Below are 18,741 nucleotides of genomic sequence, written 5' to 3' on the forward strand. Positions count from 1 at the left end.
CTACTGCGCCTCTACGTTCCTGAAAAAGCCTATGCAACCTACTAATCCTAACCAATTTACAGAAAAAGCCTGGGAAGCAATCGCCCATACCCCCGATATTGTTAAACAATATCAACAACAGCAAATTGAAAGCGAACACCTGATGAAGGCGTTGCTAGAACAAGATGGTCTAGCAACTGGAATTCTCACCAAGGCGGGTGTTAATCTTCAAAAACTGCGCGATCGCACGGAACAATTTTTTCAACGTCAGCCAAAAGTATCAGGTAATAGTACCTCAGTATACTTAGGGCGCAGCTTGGATACACTTCTAGATCGAGCCGATGGATATCGCAAAGAGTTTCAAGATGAATATATTTCAATTGAACACTTATTGCTGGCTTACGCTAAAGATGACCGCTTTGGCAAAGCTTTATTCCAAGAATTCGGTTTAGACGAAGGCAAGCTCAAAAATATTATTAAACAAATTCGTGGGAGCCAAAAAGTGACCGACCAAAATCCAGAAGGCAAGTACGAAGCACTGGAAAAATACGGACGTGACCTCACAGAAGCCGCCCGTAAAGGTCAACTTGACCCAGTGATTGGGCGAGATGATGAGATTCGTCGGACTGTGCAAATTCTCTCTCGCCGCACCAAGAATAATCCTGTGCTAATTGGCGAACCAGGTGTTGGTAAAACTGCGATCGCTGAAGGATTAGCACAGCGAATTATCGCCGGTGATGTACCTCAATCCCTGAAAGACTGCAAGTTAATTGCTTTAGATATGGGTGCTTTGATTGCAGGGGCAAAATTCCGGGGTGAATTTGAAGAACGTCTCAAAGCAGTATTAAAAGAAGTTACTGAATCTGCCGGCAAGATTGTTTTATTTATTGATGAAATTCACACCGTTGTCGGCGCTGGTGCAACCCAAGGCGCGATGGATGCTAGTAACTTGTTAAAACCAATGTTGGCGAGGGGCGAATTGCGCTGTATTGGGGCGACAACCCTGGATGAATACCGCAAACATATCGAAAAAGATGCCGCACTAGAAAGACGCTTCCAACAGGTTTATGTCGATCAGCCCAGTGTAGAAGATAGTATTTCGATTTTACGCGGGTTGAGAGAACGTTATGAAAACCACCACGGGGTAAAGATTTCTGACAGTGCTTTAGTTGCCGCCGCCGTATTGTCGAGCCGATATATTAGCGATCGCTTCCTCCCTGATAAAGCTATCGACTTGGTAGATGAAGCCGCCGCGAGACTGAAAATGGAGATAACCTCTAAACCAGAAGAACTCGACGAAATTGATCGTAAGATTCTGCAATTGGAAATGGAGAAGTTATCGCTGAAAAAAGAAAGTGATGCAGCTTCTCGTGAACGTCTAGAAAAATTGGAAAAAGAAATTGCCGATCTCAAAGAAGAACAAAGAACCCTAAATACTCAATGGCAATCTGAAAAAGATATTATTGACAAAATTCAGTCTGTGAAAAAAGAGATTGAACGAGTCAACTTAGAGATTCAACAAGCAGAACGCGACTACGATCTTAACCGCGCTGCTGAGTTGAAATACGGCAATTTAACCAGTTTGCATCGTCAATTAGAAGCAGTAGAAGCGGAATTGGCAAGCACTCAAAGAAGTGGTAAATCACTATTACGGGAAGAAGTCACCGAAGCAGATATTGCCGAAATTATTTCTAAATGGACAGGGATTCCGATCAGCAAGTTGGTGGAATCTGAGAAAGAGAAACTGCTGAACTTAGAAGATGAACTGCACCACCGCGTCATTGGCCAAGAAGAAGCAGTCACAGCTGTAGCGGATGCAATTCAGCGATCGCGCGCTGGATTGGCTGATCCGAATCGTCCCATCGCTAGCTTTATTTTCCTTGGCCCTACAGGTGTGGGTAAAACCGAATTGGCGAAAGCGCTTGCGGCGTATATGTTCGATAGTGAAGATGCGCTGGTGCGAATCGATATGTCGGAGTACATGGAGAAACACGCCGTCTCCCGCTTAATCGGTGCGCCTCCAGGATATGTGGGTTATGAAGAAGGCGGACAACTTACAGAAGCGATTCGTCGCCGTCCTTACTCAGTGATTCTCTTCGACGAAATCGAGAAAGCACACCCGGATGTCTTTAATATCTTCTTGCAAATTCTTGATGATGGTCGCGTTACTGATGCCCAAGGTCATAAGGTGGACTTTAAGAACGCTATTATCATCATGACCAGTAACATCGGTTCGCAGTACATTCTTGATGTCGCTGGGGATAACAACCATTACGACGAAATGCAGCGTCGAGTCATGGAAGCAATGCGAAATAGCTTCCGTCCAGAGTTCCTGAACCGAATTGACGAAATCATCATCTTCCACGGCTTAGATAAGAAGGAATTGCGGCAAATTGTGCTGTTGCAAGTCGAAAGATTGCGCCAAAGATTGGGCGATCGCAAAATATCCCTGAAACTCTCGGATGCGGCACTTGACTTTTTAGCCGAAGTAGGATACGACCCAGTATATGGGGCGCGTCCATTGAAGCGGGCGATTCAGCGAGAGTTAGAAACGCAAATTGCTAAATCCATCTTGCGCGGCGAATTCAACGACGGTAATACCATCTTTGTAGATGTGCAGAATGAAAGGTTGTCGTTTAGCCGTTTACCAGTTGAGGTATTTACTGGATAATTACACCTTATAAATCACACACAAAAACCCGTTCTCTCACAGAGATCGGGTTTTTGAATTATTTTAGGGGGAAAGTGGGAATCCTAAATTAACGTGAGTTCGACAAGTCTTATTTGACCTCTCCCCCAGCCCCTCTCCGACACGGAGAGGGGAGCAAAAAGCTTAATTTTTCGTTGCTCCTCCCTTTCCGTTTCGGAAAGGGAGGTTGGGAGGGAGAGGTTCATCGAACTCACGTTAAATTATGTTCATCAAAAGAATTGGGAATTAGGAAACTCTTTCCCAGTCCCCAGTCCCAGTCCCCATTCCCCATTGATAACTAATGATTAGTATAATTACACCAGTTTATAACGGTGAGAAATTTATAGAATCTTGCCTTGAAAATGTCATCAACCAAAATTTTGCAGAAGTTGAGCATATCATCGCCGATGGTGGCTCAACGGACAAGACAATAGATATTATCAAACATTACGCCAATCAATATCCTCACATCCGCTGGATTTCTGAAAAAGACCAGGGACAATCAGATGCGATGAATAAAGGAATTGCTATGGCGCAAGGAGCGATTATAGGCATTTTAAATGTTGATGATTTCTATGAGCCAAATGTTCTTAGCCACATTTCAGAACTCTTTACAAATCTACCAGAACCTAGCTTGATTGTTGGTAATTGTAATATGTGGGATCATCGAAACAACTTAATTCAGATTAATAAGCCTAAGCGACTACGACCAGTTGATTTATTGATGGAAAAGCAAATTAATGATGATGGCATGATTGATGTTACTTTTCCGGTTAATCCATCGGCTTACTTCTACCACAAATCATTACATCAAAAAATTGGAGTCTACAAAGTTGAAGAGCATTATGTAATGGATATAGATTTCTTACTGAAAGCAGTTAAAGTAGCTAATGTGAAATATTTTAATGAACTTTGGGGGAATTTTAGATATTATCCAGGAACGAAAACTTTTGATGATTCTATAGATGGAACAAGTCAAACGCGAATCCAACAGTTGTTTAAGGAGTATGCTAAAACACTCCCATTAATTAAGCAATGGGAGGTACATTTGAATCGAATCATGATTTTTATTACATTAAGAATTTTCTATTTTTCTCAGTATCCGCAACGATTACCTCAATCGATTCATAATCGATTCATGAAATCGATTTCGTATTTCAATCATAAGACAGCAATCACTGGGGACTTAACTCATCCCCCAGCTACAAAAACATCGCCTGTATGGCGATATGCTGCACGTTTGCTCCTTTTCATAAAAAGCCGTAGGGAAATCGAAGTTATTAGTACCAATGATTAAGAATCAATGACCAATGACTAAATCGGCGGGAATCCCGCCGATTTTCTTGGAACCCACCAATGATACCGTTTCACTTTAATATTGATACAGATGGTAAGCAGGGGGAGCAAGAATAGTGATTTATTTGTATCAATAATTTCGTGAAATGATATGACAATACTGCATAGGTTAACGTGAATTCGATTGCTCATAACTGCGTTACGATCGCAATGACCGATCATAACTGTGTAAGTCCTATTAGATATACAATTTCAATTAAATCCCTATCTGAAATGTCTTTAATTTTGAATTGTTAAGAGTGCCTTTTTACTTTTTACTTTTGCCTTGTTCGGTCAGGAATTTTTTCCTTACCAAGAAGGAACAATTTAACTGCATTCTAAATAAAAATACTTAAAGTTAAAACTATTTAAATAGGGACAATTTATGAATTGCCCCTACGGCTTATCACCTCTTTCCCACTCAGGTATGGCACCTTTCACCCGACGGATGGGTAAATTGGCAATTAAAGCTGTGGTTCGTTGGTTGCTTTCTAAGGAGAACTCCAAGCCCTCTGTCTCAATTTCGACATAGCGACAGACGACATCTAGGATTTCTTTTCGCATTTTTTCCAACGTTTGAGGATCTAAGTCAGCGCGATCGTGAGCAATCACCAATTGCAGGCGACGTTTAACTTGAGTTCGACTGCTATCAGCGCCGCGAGAAAAAAGTTTTTCTAGAAGTTCAATCATTACGAATAGGTCTGGGGCGGAGACTAGAAAAGTAAGTTAAACAATCTTTGTCCACAACAACCTTCGTAGACGGGCGAAGATGCTGTCTTGGGATGGGTCAATCTCCAGAAATTCGACACTTTCCCCTTCTAATCTACGAGCAATGTTCTCAAAGGCTGTGGCAGCTAAAGAGGGATTTTCCGCTAAAACTAAGGGTTCGCCGCGATTGGTAGATACAATAACACGCTCGTCGTCAGGGATTACCCCGATCAGGGGAATGGCGAGAAGTTCCTGAACATCTTGCACTGACATCATATCATTTGCCTGCACCATTGCGGGTCTGATGCGGTTAATTATTAAATGAACACGCTTGATACCTTGTGCTTCTAGTAACCCCACTACCCGATCGGCATCACGAACTGAAGAAATTTCTGGTGTACTGACAACTAGCGCTTCTTTGGCCGGGCCGATCGCATTTTTAAACCCATTTTCAATCCCGGCAGGGCTATCAATAATTACATACTGATACTTTTGCGCTAGTGCATTCACCAATAACTTCATCTGTTCAGGTGTGACTGCATCTTTCGAGCGATTTTGGGCTGCCGGCAGGAGTACGAGATTGGGTTGACGCTTATCTTTCACCAAGGCTTGTTCTAGGCGGCACTCTCTGGCTAAGACTTCCACCGCAGTATAAACGATGCGGTTTTCCAGCCCTAGCAGCAAATCCAAATTTCTCAGACCAAAATCTGCATCAACCAAGGCAACTTGACGCCCCATTTTGGCTAAAGCCATGCCCAAATTTGCTGAAACTGTGGTTTTACCCACTCCTCCTTTGCCGGAGGTAATCACAATAATGCGAGTCATGATAGAAATGCGGTCAATGAGGGTTCAGGAAATATAAAACAGTAAATTGCAGTATAAAGTATGAAGTATCGTATCAAGTATGAAGAAATATCTGTTCTCCCTGATGAGGGCGAGGCATGAATATTTGTTTTATTTCATCCTTACTTATATACTTCATTCTTTAAGTAAATATTTATGGCTCTTGATTACTCTTGGTGAATTGATTTCTGGAAAAATCAGTAGCCCTAGCGATGCGAATTCCTTGGGGCGTAATATGTGCCACCTCTGGAGAAAACTGCATTGGCGGTTTTTCTGGTGCCCTTGCTACGGCATCTGCAATCCGCAGTTGGGTTGGTTCCATTTGCAAGGCCATAATCAGACACTCACGATTGCCTCCAGCCCCAGCATGAGCAATTCCACGTAGGCGACCCCAGATAATAATATCTCCATCTGCAATTACAATACCACCTGGGTTTAAATCTCCCAAGATAATTACTGTCCCAGGATGACGAATTTCTACTCCAGAGCGGACTGTCATTTCTAGATAAAGGGCATCTTCTTGGGGGATGGCTGTAGCCGCTGGTTCTGAACTCAGGGAAGTTACTGGCTGTAATTGTTCTACAGAATACCCCGATGTCACGGCAGCGATCGCAGTTTGCCGACGACTCGTCGAGACAGATATGAGTCGCAGTTGGACTTCACTTAAAGCTTCGGCAAGTTCTTGGAGTTGTCTGGCATCTACTAGGCGGTCTTGTGCCATTAAATGCACAGGCGTATTAGATATACGGAAGCGATCGCCTGCACTCAGACGTTGCCTGATTTGTTGCCAAATATCAGACCAAGTGAGTTCTGAGGCAGATGCTTGAGATTCTGGGGGCAAAATTAATAACAGTCGTCCCTCCTTACTCTTTAACTGGACTTGAGTATTCTCATTTACGCGATGCCCTGGTAATGCTAACTCATTGGGATTTAAATCAGTAAGGATAAAATCTGATGCCGCATCAGGATTTGACTCTACATCCGGTTCAGAAGGATTTGACTCTACATCCCCAGATACAGTATTTGATTTTAAATAAAGGAGGACAGATTTTAACTCAGCATCCGGGAGGATAGAATCTGACTCTACGTCAGAAACAGTAGGATTTCTCTCTGCCTCAGAAAGGATAGAGTTTGCTTCTGCATTAGGAAGTGCAGAATTTGACTTGAGATTGGGAATCGCAGAATCAGAAGTCATGGAGTACTAGCCAAAAGACAAACAGATTTTAAATTTTGGGTCGCACCTTTGGTGCGCTTCCAGCGCGACTTGGATTTTGGATTTGTATTGCGTAGCAAGATGTTAGTTTGGTGTGAACCAAAAGATTATTTAATCTAAAATCTCAAATCGGCAAGGTCAATCTCTGATAAACTGTCGCCAACGCCTCAGCATCGCCGACATTACCTGGAAACAGCACCACGGGTAAATCAGGAAATTGGGGATGATCGGATGACGTTAACACCATTGAACAACCAGCTAAAATTTGACCGAGTAAACGGGCTGAAGTTAAAGCTAGTCCAGTACTCAAGACATCGTTTGAAGTAATGCCACCCTTGCTGATTAAGAATCCTATATCAGATGGTAAACCGCGCACAATATCCATCAATAGACCTGAAACTTTTTCTCCAAACTCCAATCGTGTCTTGACATCTTTAAAATTTAGTTCCTGACGGCTAGTATAAACCACTGGTGTTTTGCCAGCTTTGTGTGCTACCCGTGTACTTTCTTGAATTTCAGTTAGCAATGCCGCAGATTGATTGGCATCATCAAGTAATCGCGCTACATTGACTTCGATTCCCACCGTTCCTTCTACTTGCAACAGCGCCTCTAATTGCTGAGTTGTCTTTTTCACATGGGAACCAACAATCACCGCACCCGGTTTGCCTTGTCGCACGTACTGAGCCATCTTTTCGGCGGCAATGGGTTGGGGTGGTAAAGCAGCTAAAGCCGTTAAAATACTGGCTGCACTGCGAAATAAAAAGCGTTTACCTTGACTAGCTGCTGCTAATATATCTACTGCAAAGCGATTGAGATCGGCTTGAGTTTCACCATCGACGACAGCGCACTGATTACCATGAAGTTGTAACAATCGCTCCAAACTACCAGTGCGAATATCAGCTAGGAGAAATCTTTCTACAGCTTCGGCACTAATTCGTCCTTGAGTCTTTTCTTCGACGTACTTGGGTAAGTAACTGTGATGGTAGCTGAAGACGGAATCACGGGCAAATTCGGTTTCATGGACTGGGGTGGTTACATCGTCAAGAATCAAGTAATGAACGCTATCACGGGTGATGCGTCCACCCTCAAAAAATGCTGGTACGAGAAAATGAGCATCAAAAGGGCCGAGTTCTTGTGCGATCGCATCAGTTTCAATCGGGTAATGTCCCCGCAAGGTAGAATCAGAACGGCTGACAACGAGAAAATCGTCAATTCCTTCAGCATTCAAAGCGATTTTTAGGTTCTGGCAAACTTCTTTGGTGACAGATGCAGCTGACTCTGGCGTTAGCGATCTAGTATTTGTCAGCACAAAGAAAATCGGCGAATCATCCTGTAACCCGCTACGTAAAGTGTCCACATCCCAGTGCATTAGCAGCAAGCAGCTATGGACTGTTTGAGAACCTGTAGGGTCATCATCCAGGACAATTATTTTGGGTTTGTTGCTCATTTAAGTCAATGGGGCGATCGTTTTCTCGGAAAGTTAAAAGGGCGGTTAGAAACCGCGCGCCAGGTGCTTCAAGTCGGCAAAGCCGACGCCAGTCGCTCATGGGGGAAACCCCCAAGACCGCGCTGGCTCCCCAACGCACTGGCTTGTCTACACAGTCAAAACCCACCTACGTGGGTTAAGAAATCTTAATTTTCTCTTAGTCCGCGCAGGCGGACTTCGTTTGTGTAGCCGCGAATTCTATTCGCCCAAGCTTTACTTAGCCTTTCTGCAATTTTCTGATTTCTGCTTGCACATCGATCGCAATTTGCAATGATTGATTTAGCAGTTGAGCATATTCGCTTGCTTGACTACTAATTTGCAAAGCTTGCAGACTGGCTAAATTATTCACAAATAACTCTTGATTATTAGCAAGCAATTTTTTATTATCCCGCAAAATTCGTTCCGTTTTCAGCGCGCGGACTAAATCTTCTCTAATTAGTTGTAGAGCTGCGGTGACTTTATCTCGGTCATGGATACTGCTTTCGACGTTTCCTGATGCTGCCAATTGGTCATTAATATCGATGGCAGTAACCAGGTCATGATATTTATCAACTTCATCTAAAAGTATTGTCAGTCCTTCAGGACAGGTTAATTGTCGCCACAGCCATCGCCCCACTAATATCGGCATTGGCACTAAAATTAGTAAAAGAATTCCGAATTTAATTGAAGAACCAATTGTTGGCAGAATAATAAACGCATAAATAAACCCAACAATTATTGGCGTTAGCGCCAGCGTCACCAGGATTTCATTGATCAAAAACCCTAATCGCTTCTTGTTATCTCGCAGAACAGAAGGTCTAAAAACGTCTTCTGGATCGAACCCAGTTAAACGTCTCAGTTCCCCCTTGCTAATTTCCAAGCCTATTAAATCCGGCTGCACGGCTGCATACTCCTATGGAAACCCAGTTGCGTATTCATTTTAATCGGGTTTACCGTGATGATTGTGGTTATATTCAGGAAACCAGTTTTCATCTAAAATTTGTTCTAAAGAGCCAATGGGTATAAGAGGGAATATGTCAATGGCAAGTTGAGAGCGATCGCTTGCTTCTGCCGTTGCTTCTTGGTAGCACGCATCAAAAATTTCTAAGATGTAAGGCTTAAGACTAGGACTTTCTTTGAGTTGATCCTTAATTTCTCTACGAAATGTCCTGATTTCTCCTTTCCAATGTCCTTCATTTTGCTCCCGTTCTTTATCCCAGTATGTGAGCTTAAGCAGATGTTCAAAAAGTCTAATCAACAGACTTTTCACGGTTCGCTTCTCCCTTCTACCCATAGTTTCTAATTCTTCTAACAAATTATCTAAATCAACATCAGAAAATTGCCCCGCGCGAAGTTGATTGATAGTTGTCCTGAGCCAGAGATAATAATCTTCGTCGTATAAGGTTTGAGTTGCTGATTGGATTATTGGTTTTACCATACACTAGTGGTCTGTCCTATTAATTTTGAGGGTTACGAGAACGAACCGCATAGACGCAAAGCAGCTTCCCGTAGAATAAGACGCATACTCCTACGGAGAAGCAAGCTAGGCGTAGCGTCTCGTCAGAGAAGAAGGCAAAGGAAGAAAAGTTAAAAATGAGTTCACCCACTATATTTAATGGATGAATTCCTTGTAGAGACGGCGATTTATCGCGTCTCTCTAACCGTGTTAAGCCATATTTTAACCGAAACGCCCTGAAATATAGTCGCGGGTGCGGGGGTCTAGTGGGTTGTTAAAGATTTGCTCTGTAGCGCCAAATTCAACCATTTGACCAATGCGACTTTCATCGGTGCTGAAGAAAGCCGTAAAATCAGAGACGCGAGCGGCTTGCTGCATATTGTGGGTAACGATCGCAATTGTCAACTCAGACTGTAAACTATGGAGCAGTTCTTCAACTTTCATCGTAGCAATGGGGTCAAGAGCCGAGCAAGGCTCATCCATCAGTAGAACTTTCGGTTTGACTGCTAAAGCACGGGCAATACATAATCTTTGTTGTTGACCACCAGAAAGCCCTAAAGCTGATTTATCCAGCTTATCTTTGACTTCATTCCAAAGAGCAGCACTTTTGAGGGCCGATTCGACAATTTCATCTAATTCTAATTTTGAATATCTACCTGCTATTCTCATCCCGTAGGCAACATTTTCATAAATACTTATCGGAAAAGGATTTGGTTTTTGGAAAACCATACCAATTTGGCGGCGTAACCGATTAATGTTGACACGAGGAGCATAAATATTCTGACCAAAAAATTCTACATCTCCTTCAACTTTTACGGGGCCTTCTAATTCGCTAATCCGATTAAGAATTTTAATGAAGGTAGATTTACCACAACCACTAGGGCCAATAATTGCGGTTACTTGATTTTGATAAATATCTATTGATACCTTTTCGATTGCTTTTATAGTGCCATAGTAAAAGCTGATATTTTTAACTTTGATGGCTGGAATTAGGTTACTCATGCTTTCCCAAGGTGCGAAACAAAAACAAAAATTTATTTTATCGAACAGAATTCAGTAGTCAGGAGTCAGAATTCAGAATGAATTTTGTACGAAGCGGTAGCGAGTATTTTCAAGTTGCATCTTGATTCTGACTCCTGTTAGCGGTAGCGGGGCGTTTAGCCCATTCTGACTTCTGAATTCTTCTTCAATTTAGTCTTCTCTGCCTAATAACTAAACGAGAAAGAACACTTACACATAAAATTAAGCTGAGTAGAACTATAGAAGTAGTCCATACTAATTGACCTTTTTGCGGGTCTGGGTCGTTGTAGAGGTTAAAAATCAATACTGGTAAGGAAGCGGTTGGACTTAACAATCCTTCTGACCAATCTAGACTAAATAAAGCCGTAAAAATTAAGGGTGCTGTTTCCCCAGCCGCACGAGCTACAGCCAATAGAATACCTGTGGTAATTCCGGGGATTGCAGCAGTTACAATGATGCGAAAAGTAGTTTGGAAGCGAGTGCCGCCCAAAGCAGCGGAGGCGAGGCGTTGAGATGTGGGAATAAGTTTTAGGGATTCTTCTGTTGTCAGTATAATTACAGGTAGCATAATTACCGCTAAAGCAAAACCACCTGCGATCGCACTAAATCCTTTAGTTACTAAAACTATTACACCATAAGCGAATACGCCGACAACGATTGAAGGCACACCTGTCAGAATATTAGTGATAAAACGAACAAATCCAGCGATAGGATTGCCTTGACCAAATTCCGCCAAGAAAATTCCTGTCATGATTCCTGTGGGAATGCTTAAAATAGCACCAATTACTACCATAATTATGGTTCCTAGAATGGCATTACCAAAGCCATTGTCAATCACTGCTTTGACAAACATCTCTGACTTGAGTCCAGATATTCCTCTGATGAGAATTTCCCACAAAATTGATAATAAAGGAATGAGTGCTAGACCTGTCAAACCAAATGCGATCGCATTCATTACATAAGTAAATATGACTCGTTCTGTTGGCAGAGGGCTGCATAATTCTTTCGCTAAAGATTCATCTGTTTCTGACTGGATATAACCACTCATGTTTTTTCAATTTTTGATTGATAAATGTCTTTCTAAACCTCGTCCATGTTGAAACCTGGAGTTTTGAATTATTCTGTTGTGTCATTGCGACGTAGGAAGCAATCGCAAAATTTTGGTAAAAAACTACAGTTCTCAAGTTAGACGAGGTTTACATTGATATTTGTGGAAATATTAAACATAACTAGTATTAGCTATTTTTCCTACCAACCCACTTCACTAAAAGTACAGCACCAATATTTACAGCTAGAGTCAACCCAAACAAAATCAATGCCAAATAGCTTAAAGCGCCTATATGCAGTCCTGGTTCAGCTTCGGCAAATTCATTAGCTAATACAGAGGGAATTGTATAAGCTGGATTGAGTAGAGAAGCACTGATTTGAGCAGAGTTACCAATCACCATAGTGACAGCCATTGTTTCACCCAAAGCACGTCCTAAGGCAAGCATGGCTGCACTCACCATTCCAGAAAATCCAGCTGGTAGCAAGACTCGAAAAACTGTTTCCCAACGAGTGCCACCCAAAGCCATAGATGCGCTACGTAATTCTTTAGGTATAGCCATTAAGACATCACGAGTAATTGCTGCCATTGTGGGCAAAATCATGATGGCTAGAATAATTCCAGCAGTCAACATATTAGTCCCCGAAGGATCTTCTGTGTTAAATAGTGGTATCCATTTCAAAGTATTGGCTAGCCATTTTTGGAGAGGTTCGATAACTGGAATAAAAACAAAAATTGCCCACAAACCAATAATTACACTAGGAATTGCTGCAATTAATTCAACAACAAACGCTAGGGTGGTTCGGAGCGATGAAGGTAAGAAATTTTCACTCGTGACTAAGGCTACTGCTATTCCAATTGGGACAGCGAATAAAATAGCGATCGCACTACTTACCAAAGTTCCATAAATATAGGGTAATGCACCAAAATTCTTATTACCTGTATCCCAATCTTGCCCCCACAAAAACCCTAATCCAAACTGCTTAATAGCTGGTAGAGCTTCGTGTAAAATTACCCAACTCATCAAAAATAGCACTGCAACGGTAATCACAGCAAAAAAGTATACTAGCCGTGTAAAACTTTGGTCAAACCAGAAATTTGTGCCGCCGATAGCTGTTAGATTAAAACTTTCATCATCTAGATTTGAATCATCTGATGAATTTCTGTCGGCTGGTTCTGATGAATTTGCCATAAATCAATAAAATAGATTTTTTCTTACTATTAGAGTGAGTTGTCAACTCACTCTAATAGGAGAGTAAAGTAGTAAGATTACAAATTAAGGCTTGACAGTACTATTCACTGTCTGAAGTACCCGATTTACCACATCAGATGGAATTTTGGTGTAATTGAGGTCATCATTATATTGTTGACCATCTTTCAATACCCAATTAATCCATTTTTTAATAGCATCAGCTTTAGAAGCATTAGCATACTGTTTGTAAACAATAATCCAGGTGAGTCCTACGATGGGATAACCTTGTCCTGGATCTCCTACAAAAACGCGGTAATTATCTGGAAAATTCACAGTTGATAAAGCCGCATTTGCAGATTCTAAAGAAGGAGCAACAAATTCTCCTTTTTTATTTTGTATCAGTGCTGATTTCAGATTATTTTGGACAGCGTAGCTATATTCTACATAACCAATAGAACCAGGAGTGCGAGCTACTATAGCAGCTACACCTGGATTACCTTTACCTTTGAGAACGTTTGGTAGATTCCATTTTGGAGCAGTGTTAGCTCCAACTCTGCCTTTAAAATAACCACTGGTTGCACTCAAGTGGTTAGTGAAAATGAAAGTTGTACCGCTACCATCAGCGCGAACAGCAAATTTAATTGTTTGATCTGGTAGATTCACACCCGGATTATCAGCTTTAATTTTTGCGTCATTCCATTTGGTAATTTGACCTGAATAAATTGCTGGTAGTGTAGCGCGGGATAATTTGAGATTATTAACGCCTGGAAGATTGTAAACAACAGAAACAGCACCGCCTGCTGTAGGTACTAAGATTGCACCATTCTTGACTTGACCGATTTCATCATCTTTCATTGCAGCATCACTCGCACCAAAGTCAACGGTTCCAGCGATGACTTGACGAATACCGCCGCCACTACCAATGGCTTGGTAGTTAATTTTCAAGTCTGGATATTTCTTCTTGACTTCACGAGCATAACGTTCGTAAAGGGGAGCCGGAAAAGTTGCTCCTGCACCGTTCAAGGTTTCAGCTTGTGCGATCGCACTAAAAAATGGACTCACTGCAATAGAAGTTGTCACCACTGAAGTAGCAATGACACGATTCAAGATAGCGGTCGAAAAAATCATATTACCTCTAATTAAAGGAATCTTTTCCTGCTGTAATTCCAGCCTTAAATAGGCTACATTTTTTATGGTTAAAGCTTCTTTAAAAATTGATAAACAAAAAATTAAGATGTGTTTAAATCTTACTTTTAAATGTTTCTACTTATTGATAAGCTAAAAACATCTAACTTGCATAATCGAATTAGACATAACTCTTGTGGGGTGGGCAACATGAGCGCCCAGCTTATGCAATTTAAATATGGAACAGCTTATTTGATTAAATAGATTAATTTAGTAAAAATATACTAATGGAAAATTTAAGTTTAATTTAAATAAAAAATATTTTTTCATATTTTTTTCAGTGCATGAGACGTAGGTTGGGTGGAGCAGAGCGCAACCCAACAGATATCAGGATGTTGGGTTACGCAAAGCCTTCACCCAACCTACATTTTTTTTGCATTTTGTTCAAAAATCAAATAGTAATCCTATAAATTATTTCCTGTTTGCTTGCGGTTACAATACATTACTAAAAGTATAAATAATCCTATTCCTGTCAGATATTTAATCGGCTCAGGTATGCTGGGATTAGGGGAGAAAAAGCCTTCGATCGCACCAGCAAGAATCAACATTGGTACAATCCCAAAGACTAGCTGCACCGCTTGAGAACCGTAGAATTTCAGTGCATCCCCACGGCGATATTTACCAGGAAATAAAATTGCTCTTGCTAATAAAAATCCCGCACCTCCAGCAAAAAAGATCGCGGGTAATTCCAAGGAACCATGCGGAAATACAAAAGCCCAAAAAGGATAAGCTAGATTATTTTGACCAACTAAAGTACCAACAGCACCAATTAATAAGCCATTAAATATCATCAAATAGGCTGTGTACGCTCCAGCTGTCATGCCACCAGCGACAGCCCCAAAAGACACCGATAGATTATTGATCATAATTCCGCTGGATGCCAGAGGTTCAACACCGACAATTGAACCCATCCATAATTTATGCTCATCTCGCACCTTGGTAATCAAGCTTTCAGGTACAATCAAAGGCATAAAGCTGGGGTTTTGCCAGGAATACCACCAAGCCACTAGTGCGCCTAGTAAAAATAGCGCCGTTGCCGCAGCAATGTATACAAAAGCTTTCTGGACTACAGATGGTAATCCCCAACGGTAAAATTCTAGGATTGCCTGCCATTCCTGTCGCCGGGAACCTTGGTAAATCTGCGTATAGGCACGAGTTGTTAAAGATTGTAAACTTTGGATCAAAGTATTGCCGATTTGCTGAGTGCGGGCACGTGCCAAATCTGCCGCGACTGAACGATATAAACTCGCTAACTCTCTAATCTCTGCTGCTCGTAAGGATTTTAACCCTTTTTTTTCTATCTGCTTTAGTAGGGCATCCAAACGCTGCCAATTTGGTTCTCGTCGTGCAATCCAACGTTGAATATTCATGAATTTTGGGAACACTGAATTTAACTTAGCTTAAGATAGCCTCAAATTCATCTCAGTAGTTTCAAGGGAAATTTATCATTATGTCTGAAAACTTTGGATCTTCCGGTCAAATACAACCACTGAGTATCGGTAACGTTGTTAGTGCTGCTGTACGGTTGTATCGTTCTCATCTGAAGACTTATCTTAACCTGGCTGCGATCGCTCACTTGTGGGTTTTAGTTCCTGTATATGGTTGGGCAAAATATGCAGCCATTTCTGGACTAATTTCACGCTTGGCTTTTGGAGAATTGATTTACCAACCTGAAGGTGTCCAAACTGCCAGTAGCCATATTAATCCACGTCTTTGGTCATTTTTAAGAGTTGCTTTCCAAGTCGGTATATCTTTGGCTCTAATTTATTTGGGATTAGCGATCGTAGGCGGTGTAGTAGCTGGCTTGATCGGGGTAGTATTAGGAGGAATATTAGGTAGTTCAAGCGTTATAGTCATAACTACATTGGCAATAATTGTAACGGTAGGCATTATATTGTTAGGACTAACCTGGTTTTACTCTCGTTGGATAGTAGCTGAAGTGCCTTTAGCAGTTGAGGAAAATATCAATGGTGGCGAAAGTGTTGCCAGAAGTTGGGAGTTAACTAAAGCCTCAGTATTTCGCATTCAGGGCGTTGTTTTAGTTGCTTTTATCGTGACATTGCCGTTGGTGTTTGTATTAAACTATATACCTAGCTTATTTCTAATCAGGCTTGAGCCTGGTACTGCTATTTACTCGATTGTCTATCTTATTTCTGTGATTGGAAGCTTGATCGGTGGAGTTTTAATCATGCCATTCTGGCAATCACTAAAAGCTGTTTTATACTTGGACTTGCGTAGTCGGCGTGAAGGTCTAGGGTTGCAATTAAGAGAACCTCCCTCCCAAGATTTTCGTTAACTCAATACCTTAATCCAACTCTATTAATTTTGAATTAGTTAAAATATGCGCTTTTTTAATCGCATCACATTCCAGACTCCAGAAAGTGTAGAGTTGGAATTTACTTTAGCGGGAATCGGTAATCGAGCTTTGGCACTCCTGATTGACTATGCAATCTTGATTGTAACCTTGCTTGTATTTCTCCTTACCTGGACTATCTTTTCAACGCAACTCTTCAATTTTTTTGAAGGCTTAATTACGAATGCTCAGAATTTAGGAGTTTGGTTAATAGCAATTTTCTTCCTGATTGCATTTGCAATTTACATCGGCTATTTTGTATTTTTTGAAACCTTATGGTTTGGTCAAACTCCTGGTAAACGGTTTGCTAAAATTCGCGTAGTTCGAGATGATGGTAGACTCATCGGGCTACAACAAGCAACACTACGCGCCTTACTGCGACCCTTTGATGAAACTTTATTTATTGGCGCTTTTTTAATTATGTTGGGTAGCCGCGAAAAGCGCTTAGGTGATTTGGCTGCTGGCACAATTGTAATTCAAGCCCAAACACCCACTGCATCTGCAACATTGACAATTTCAGAACAGGCAAAAACACTCCATAAACAGTTAGTAGAGATTGCCGATTTATCTCCATTGATGCCAGATGATTTTGCGGTTATTCGTGAGTATTTGCAGCGACGTGATGCAATGTCATTCAAAGCAAGAGCCTCATTATCTTTAAAGTTAGCCGAGCAAGTTGTAGCTATTATTAATTTAGAAAAATTGCCGGAAACTGTGACACCTGATGTTTTTTTAGAAGCAATTTATCTTGGTTATCAAAAACCAGAATTTTAGGTTAGAGATGGCTAAATAAAAAATAATTGCCCGTAATGAACACAGTACCCTAGCTATAATTCAGTAACTTCTCTCTGGGACTTCAGTTGAGATGAAATCAGGGGAATTTTGGGCGCAAGAAAAAATCCAATTAAACTGGCAAAAAGAATTGGTGTAAAAGGACTTAAGTTAGTCAGCTTTGACAATAGCAAAGTCGTACTTATAGGTGTACGTGTTACAGCTGCATTCAGAGCCGCCATTGTACAAATCATGGCAAGAGCGGGATTAAGCCCCGGAATTAAGATTACTACTGCTTTACCAATACAAGCACCAGTGAAAAACAGGGGGATGATGAATCCACCGCGCCACCCACCAGTTATCGTTAAGCTAATGGCAGCCATTTTACCAAGAGCAAGAGTTAAGAGAAAAACAGCACCAAAGTTAGTAGTGAGGACTGACTCTAATTCTTCATGTCCAAAATAACGGGTTAGGGGTAATAAAACTGCTAAAGTGCCAAGCGCAAATCCTGCTAATGTTGTACGTACATAAATGGGGCCGGGAATTCGAGCAAACAAGCGATCGCAGCCGCGAAAAATGCCCATAAAAATCCATCCCACCACCGCCCCAATGATTCCGAATATAATAGCGATGTCTACGACGGGCTACGCCTACGCAAAATCATTGATCTTTTCTAAGTGGTATTGGGGAAAATGCCAAGTGGGTGCAATTCCCAAATGTGTAATTGCTGCAAATACCAGATAACTAGCGCAACTTGAAACAATGGCTGGCATCAAGGCTTCATAATATTCCACAATATGCTCATGGTGTAAAATCTCCAGGGCGAACATTGCACCCCCAAGAGGTGCGCCAAATAAAGCGGTGAAGCCAGCCGCCATCGCTGCTAAACTAATAGTTCTGAGGTCTTCACCCTGGAGTTTTAAGCGATCGGCAACCCAAGTACCAAAAGAACCTGTTACTTGTACTAGTGGTGCTTCTGGCCCCGCACTACCGCCTGCCGATATGCTGATTAGAGAAGCAAGAATCATTGAGGGATTTTTGCGAGAATCTAAGCGTCCGCCGCGAAAATGGATATTATCAACAATCACAGCAATTTCACCGGGATTTCCCAAGAAATGAATCACCAGCCCGATAACTAAATCGGCTAGTGGCATCACGATCAGGAGGCTAAAACCTTCAAATCGTTGCAGCTGGTGAGTTAAAAGTTCTAAAACATTCCAGTACAACGCAGCAAATAAACCACCAGCAGTGCCCACAGCTACCCAGAGGATTAGCCATTGCGAAATCATCAAGGGATTACGTTTTACTAGTCCAAAAAGTTGGGCAAATGTCCAGCGTTGAGTTTGATTGGTAGCGGTGGGCTTTTTTGGTAACACAGCTTATTTCCTATTTGTGAAACGAAGAATGGTGTCCTTTTTCAATACGTTTGTCATTACTGACATCAATTAAGTGAAATTGTTGCGCTTGAGCTTTGTCAAATTCAGGCA

The 18,741-nt window shown here is 41.5% G+C and carries 16 protein-coding genes and 1 pseudogene; 4 read left to right on the plus strand and 13 right to left on the minus strand.

The window, feature by feature from the left end:
- Nucleotides 1–31 precede the first annotated feature (31 nt).
- Together clpB and V7L07_RS07085 are read left to right on the plus strand one after the other, a co-directional pair.
- Nucleotides 32–2,650, plus strand: a complete 2,619-nt coding sequence (gene clpB, locus V7L07_RS07080; protein ID WP_335056286.1) for an ATP-dependent chaperone ClpB — start codon at nt 32–34, stop codon at nt 2,648–2,650.
- A 319-nt stretch (nt 2,651–2,969) separates the two neighbouring features.
- The gene (locus tag V7L07_RS07085) at nt 2,970–3,965 is read left to right on the plus strand and encodes a glycosyltransferase family 2 protein (RefSeq protein WP_335056288.1); all 996 of its coding nucleotides are present in this window, start codon (nt 2,970–2,972) and stop codon (nt 3,963–3,965) included.
- Between the two features lie 434 nt (nt 3,966–4,399).
- Here the strand turns inward: V7L07_RS07085 and minE are convergent, their stop codons facing one another.
- The 12 genes from minE to V7L07_RS07145 all read right to left on the minus strand — a co-directional run bounded on the left by minE (nt 4,400) and on the right by V7L07_RS07145 (nt 15,500).
- A complete protein-coding gene (gene minE / locus V7L07_RS07090) occupies nt 4,400–4,693 on the minus strand; it encodes a cell division topological specificity factor MinE (RefSeq protein WP_334774938.1) in 294 nt (97 codons plus the stop codon).
- Nucleotides 4,694–4,729: 36 nt separating this feature from the next.
- Nucleotides 4,730–5,536 carry a septum site-determining protein MinD gene (minD, locus tag V7L07_RS07095; RefSeq protein WP_179067073.1) on the minus strand — a complete coding sequence of 269 codons (807 nt, stop codon included), beginning with the start codon at nt 5,534–5,536 and terminating at the stop codon, nt 4,730–4,732.
- 172 nt (nt 5,537–5,708) lie between these two features.
- Nucleotides 5,709–6,749, minus strand: a complete 1,041-nt coding sequence (gene minC, locus V7L07_RS07100; protein WP_335056290.1) for a septum site-determining protein MinC — start codon at nt 6,747–6,749, stop codon at nt 5,709–5,711.
- Nucleotides 6,750–6,891: 142 nt separating this feature from the next.
- Nucleotides 6,892–8,214 (minus strand): four-carbon acid sugar kinase family protein, encoded by a 1,323-nt coding sequence (locus V7L07_RS07105; protein WP_335056292.1) that lies wholly within the window; start codon nt 8,212–8,214, stop codon nt 6,892–6,894.
- Nucleotides 8,180–8,314, minus strand: coding sequence for a hypothetical protein (locus V7L07_RS07110; RefSeq protein ID WP_335056294.1), 135 nt, complete (start codon nt 8,312–8,314; stop codon nt 8,180–8,182). Before V7L07_RS07110 ends, V7L07_RS07105 begins: the two co-directional genes overlap by 35 nt.
- Before the next feature lie 156 nt (nt 8,315–8,470).
- The gene (locus tag V7L07_RS07115; protein ID WP_335056296.1) at nt 8,471–9,133 is read right to left on the minus strand and encodes a hypothetical protein; all 663 of its coding nucleotides are present in this window, start codon (nt 9,131–9,133) and stop codon (nt 8,471–8,473) included.
- A 39-nt stretch (nt 9,134–9,172) separates the two neighbouring features.
- Complete coding sequence (locus tag V7L07_RS07120; RefSeq protein ID WP_335056298.1) at nt 9,173–9,670, minus strand: DUF29 domain-containing protein; 498 nt, start codon at nt 9,668–9,670, stop codon at nt 9,173–9,175.
- 240 nt (nt 9,671–9,910) lie between these two features.
- A complete protein-coding gene (gene pstB, locus V7L07_RS07125) occupies nt 9,911–10,690 on the minus strand; it encodes a phosphate ABC transporter ATP-binding protein PstB (protein ID WP_335056300.1) in 780 nt (259 codons plus the stop codon).
- 184 nt (nt 10,691–10,874) lie between these two features.
- Nucleotides 10,875–11,756 (minus strand): phosphate ABC transporter permease PstA, encoded by an 882-nt coding sequence (gene pstA / locus V7L07_RS07130; RefSeq protein WP_335056302.1) that lies wholly within the window; start codon nt 11,754–11,756, stop codon nt 10,875–10,877.
- A 187-nt stretch (nt 11,757–11,943) separates the two neighbouring features.
- Nucleotides 11,944–12,945, minus strand: coding sequence for a phosphate ABC transporter permease subunit PstC (gene pstC, locus V7L07_RS07135; protein ID WP_335056304.1), 1,002 nt, complete (start codon nt 12,943–12,945; stop codon nt 11,944–11,946).
- Between the two features lie 84 nt (nt 12,946–13,029).
- Nucleotides 13,030–14,073 (minus strand): phosphate ABC transporter substrate-binding protein PstS, encoded by a 1,044-nt coding sequence (gene pstS / locus V7L07_RS07140; RefSeq protein ID WP_335056306.1) that lies wholly within the window; start codon nt 14,071–14,073, stop codon nt 13,030–13,032.
- A 461-nt stretch (nt 14,074–14,534) separates the two neighbouring features.
- Nucleotides 14,535–15,500: a stage II sporulation protein M gene (locus tag V7L07_RS07145; protein WP_335056308.1), complete on the minus strand. Its 966-nt coding sequence runs from the start codon at nt 15,498–15,500 to the stop codon at nt 14,535–14,537.
- An 80-nt stretch (nt 15,501–15,580) separates the two neighbouring features.
- On the opposite strand from V7L07_RS07145, the gene V7L07_RS07150 reads away from it, so the two are divergent.
- Entirely contained in the window at nt 15,581–16,426 is an 846-nt protein-coding gene (locus V7L07_RS07150; RefSeq protein ID WP_335056310.1) for a hypothetical protein, read from the plus strand.
- Nucleotides 16,427–16,471: 45 nt separating this feature from the next.
- A complete protein-coding gene (locus V7L07_RS07155; protein ID WP_335056312.1) occupies nt 16,472–17,257 on the plus strand; it encodes an RDD family protein in 786 nt (261 codons plus the stop codon).
- A 53-nt stretch (nt 17,258–17,310) separates the two neighbouring features.
- Here the strand turns inward: V7L07_RS07155 and V7L07_RS07160 are convergent.
- Nucleotides 17,311–18,630, minus strand: a pseudogene (locus tag V7L07_RS07160) (chloride channel protein).
- Nucleotides 18,631–18,741: the final 111 nt, after the last annotated feature.

Source organism: Nostoc sp., assembly GCF_036916985.1.
Taxonomy (GTDB): Bacteria; Cyanobacteriota; Cyanobacteriia; order Cyanobacteriales; family Nostocaceae; genus Nostoc.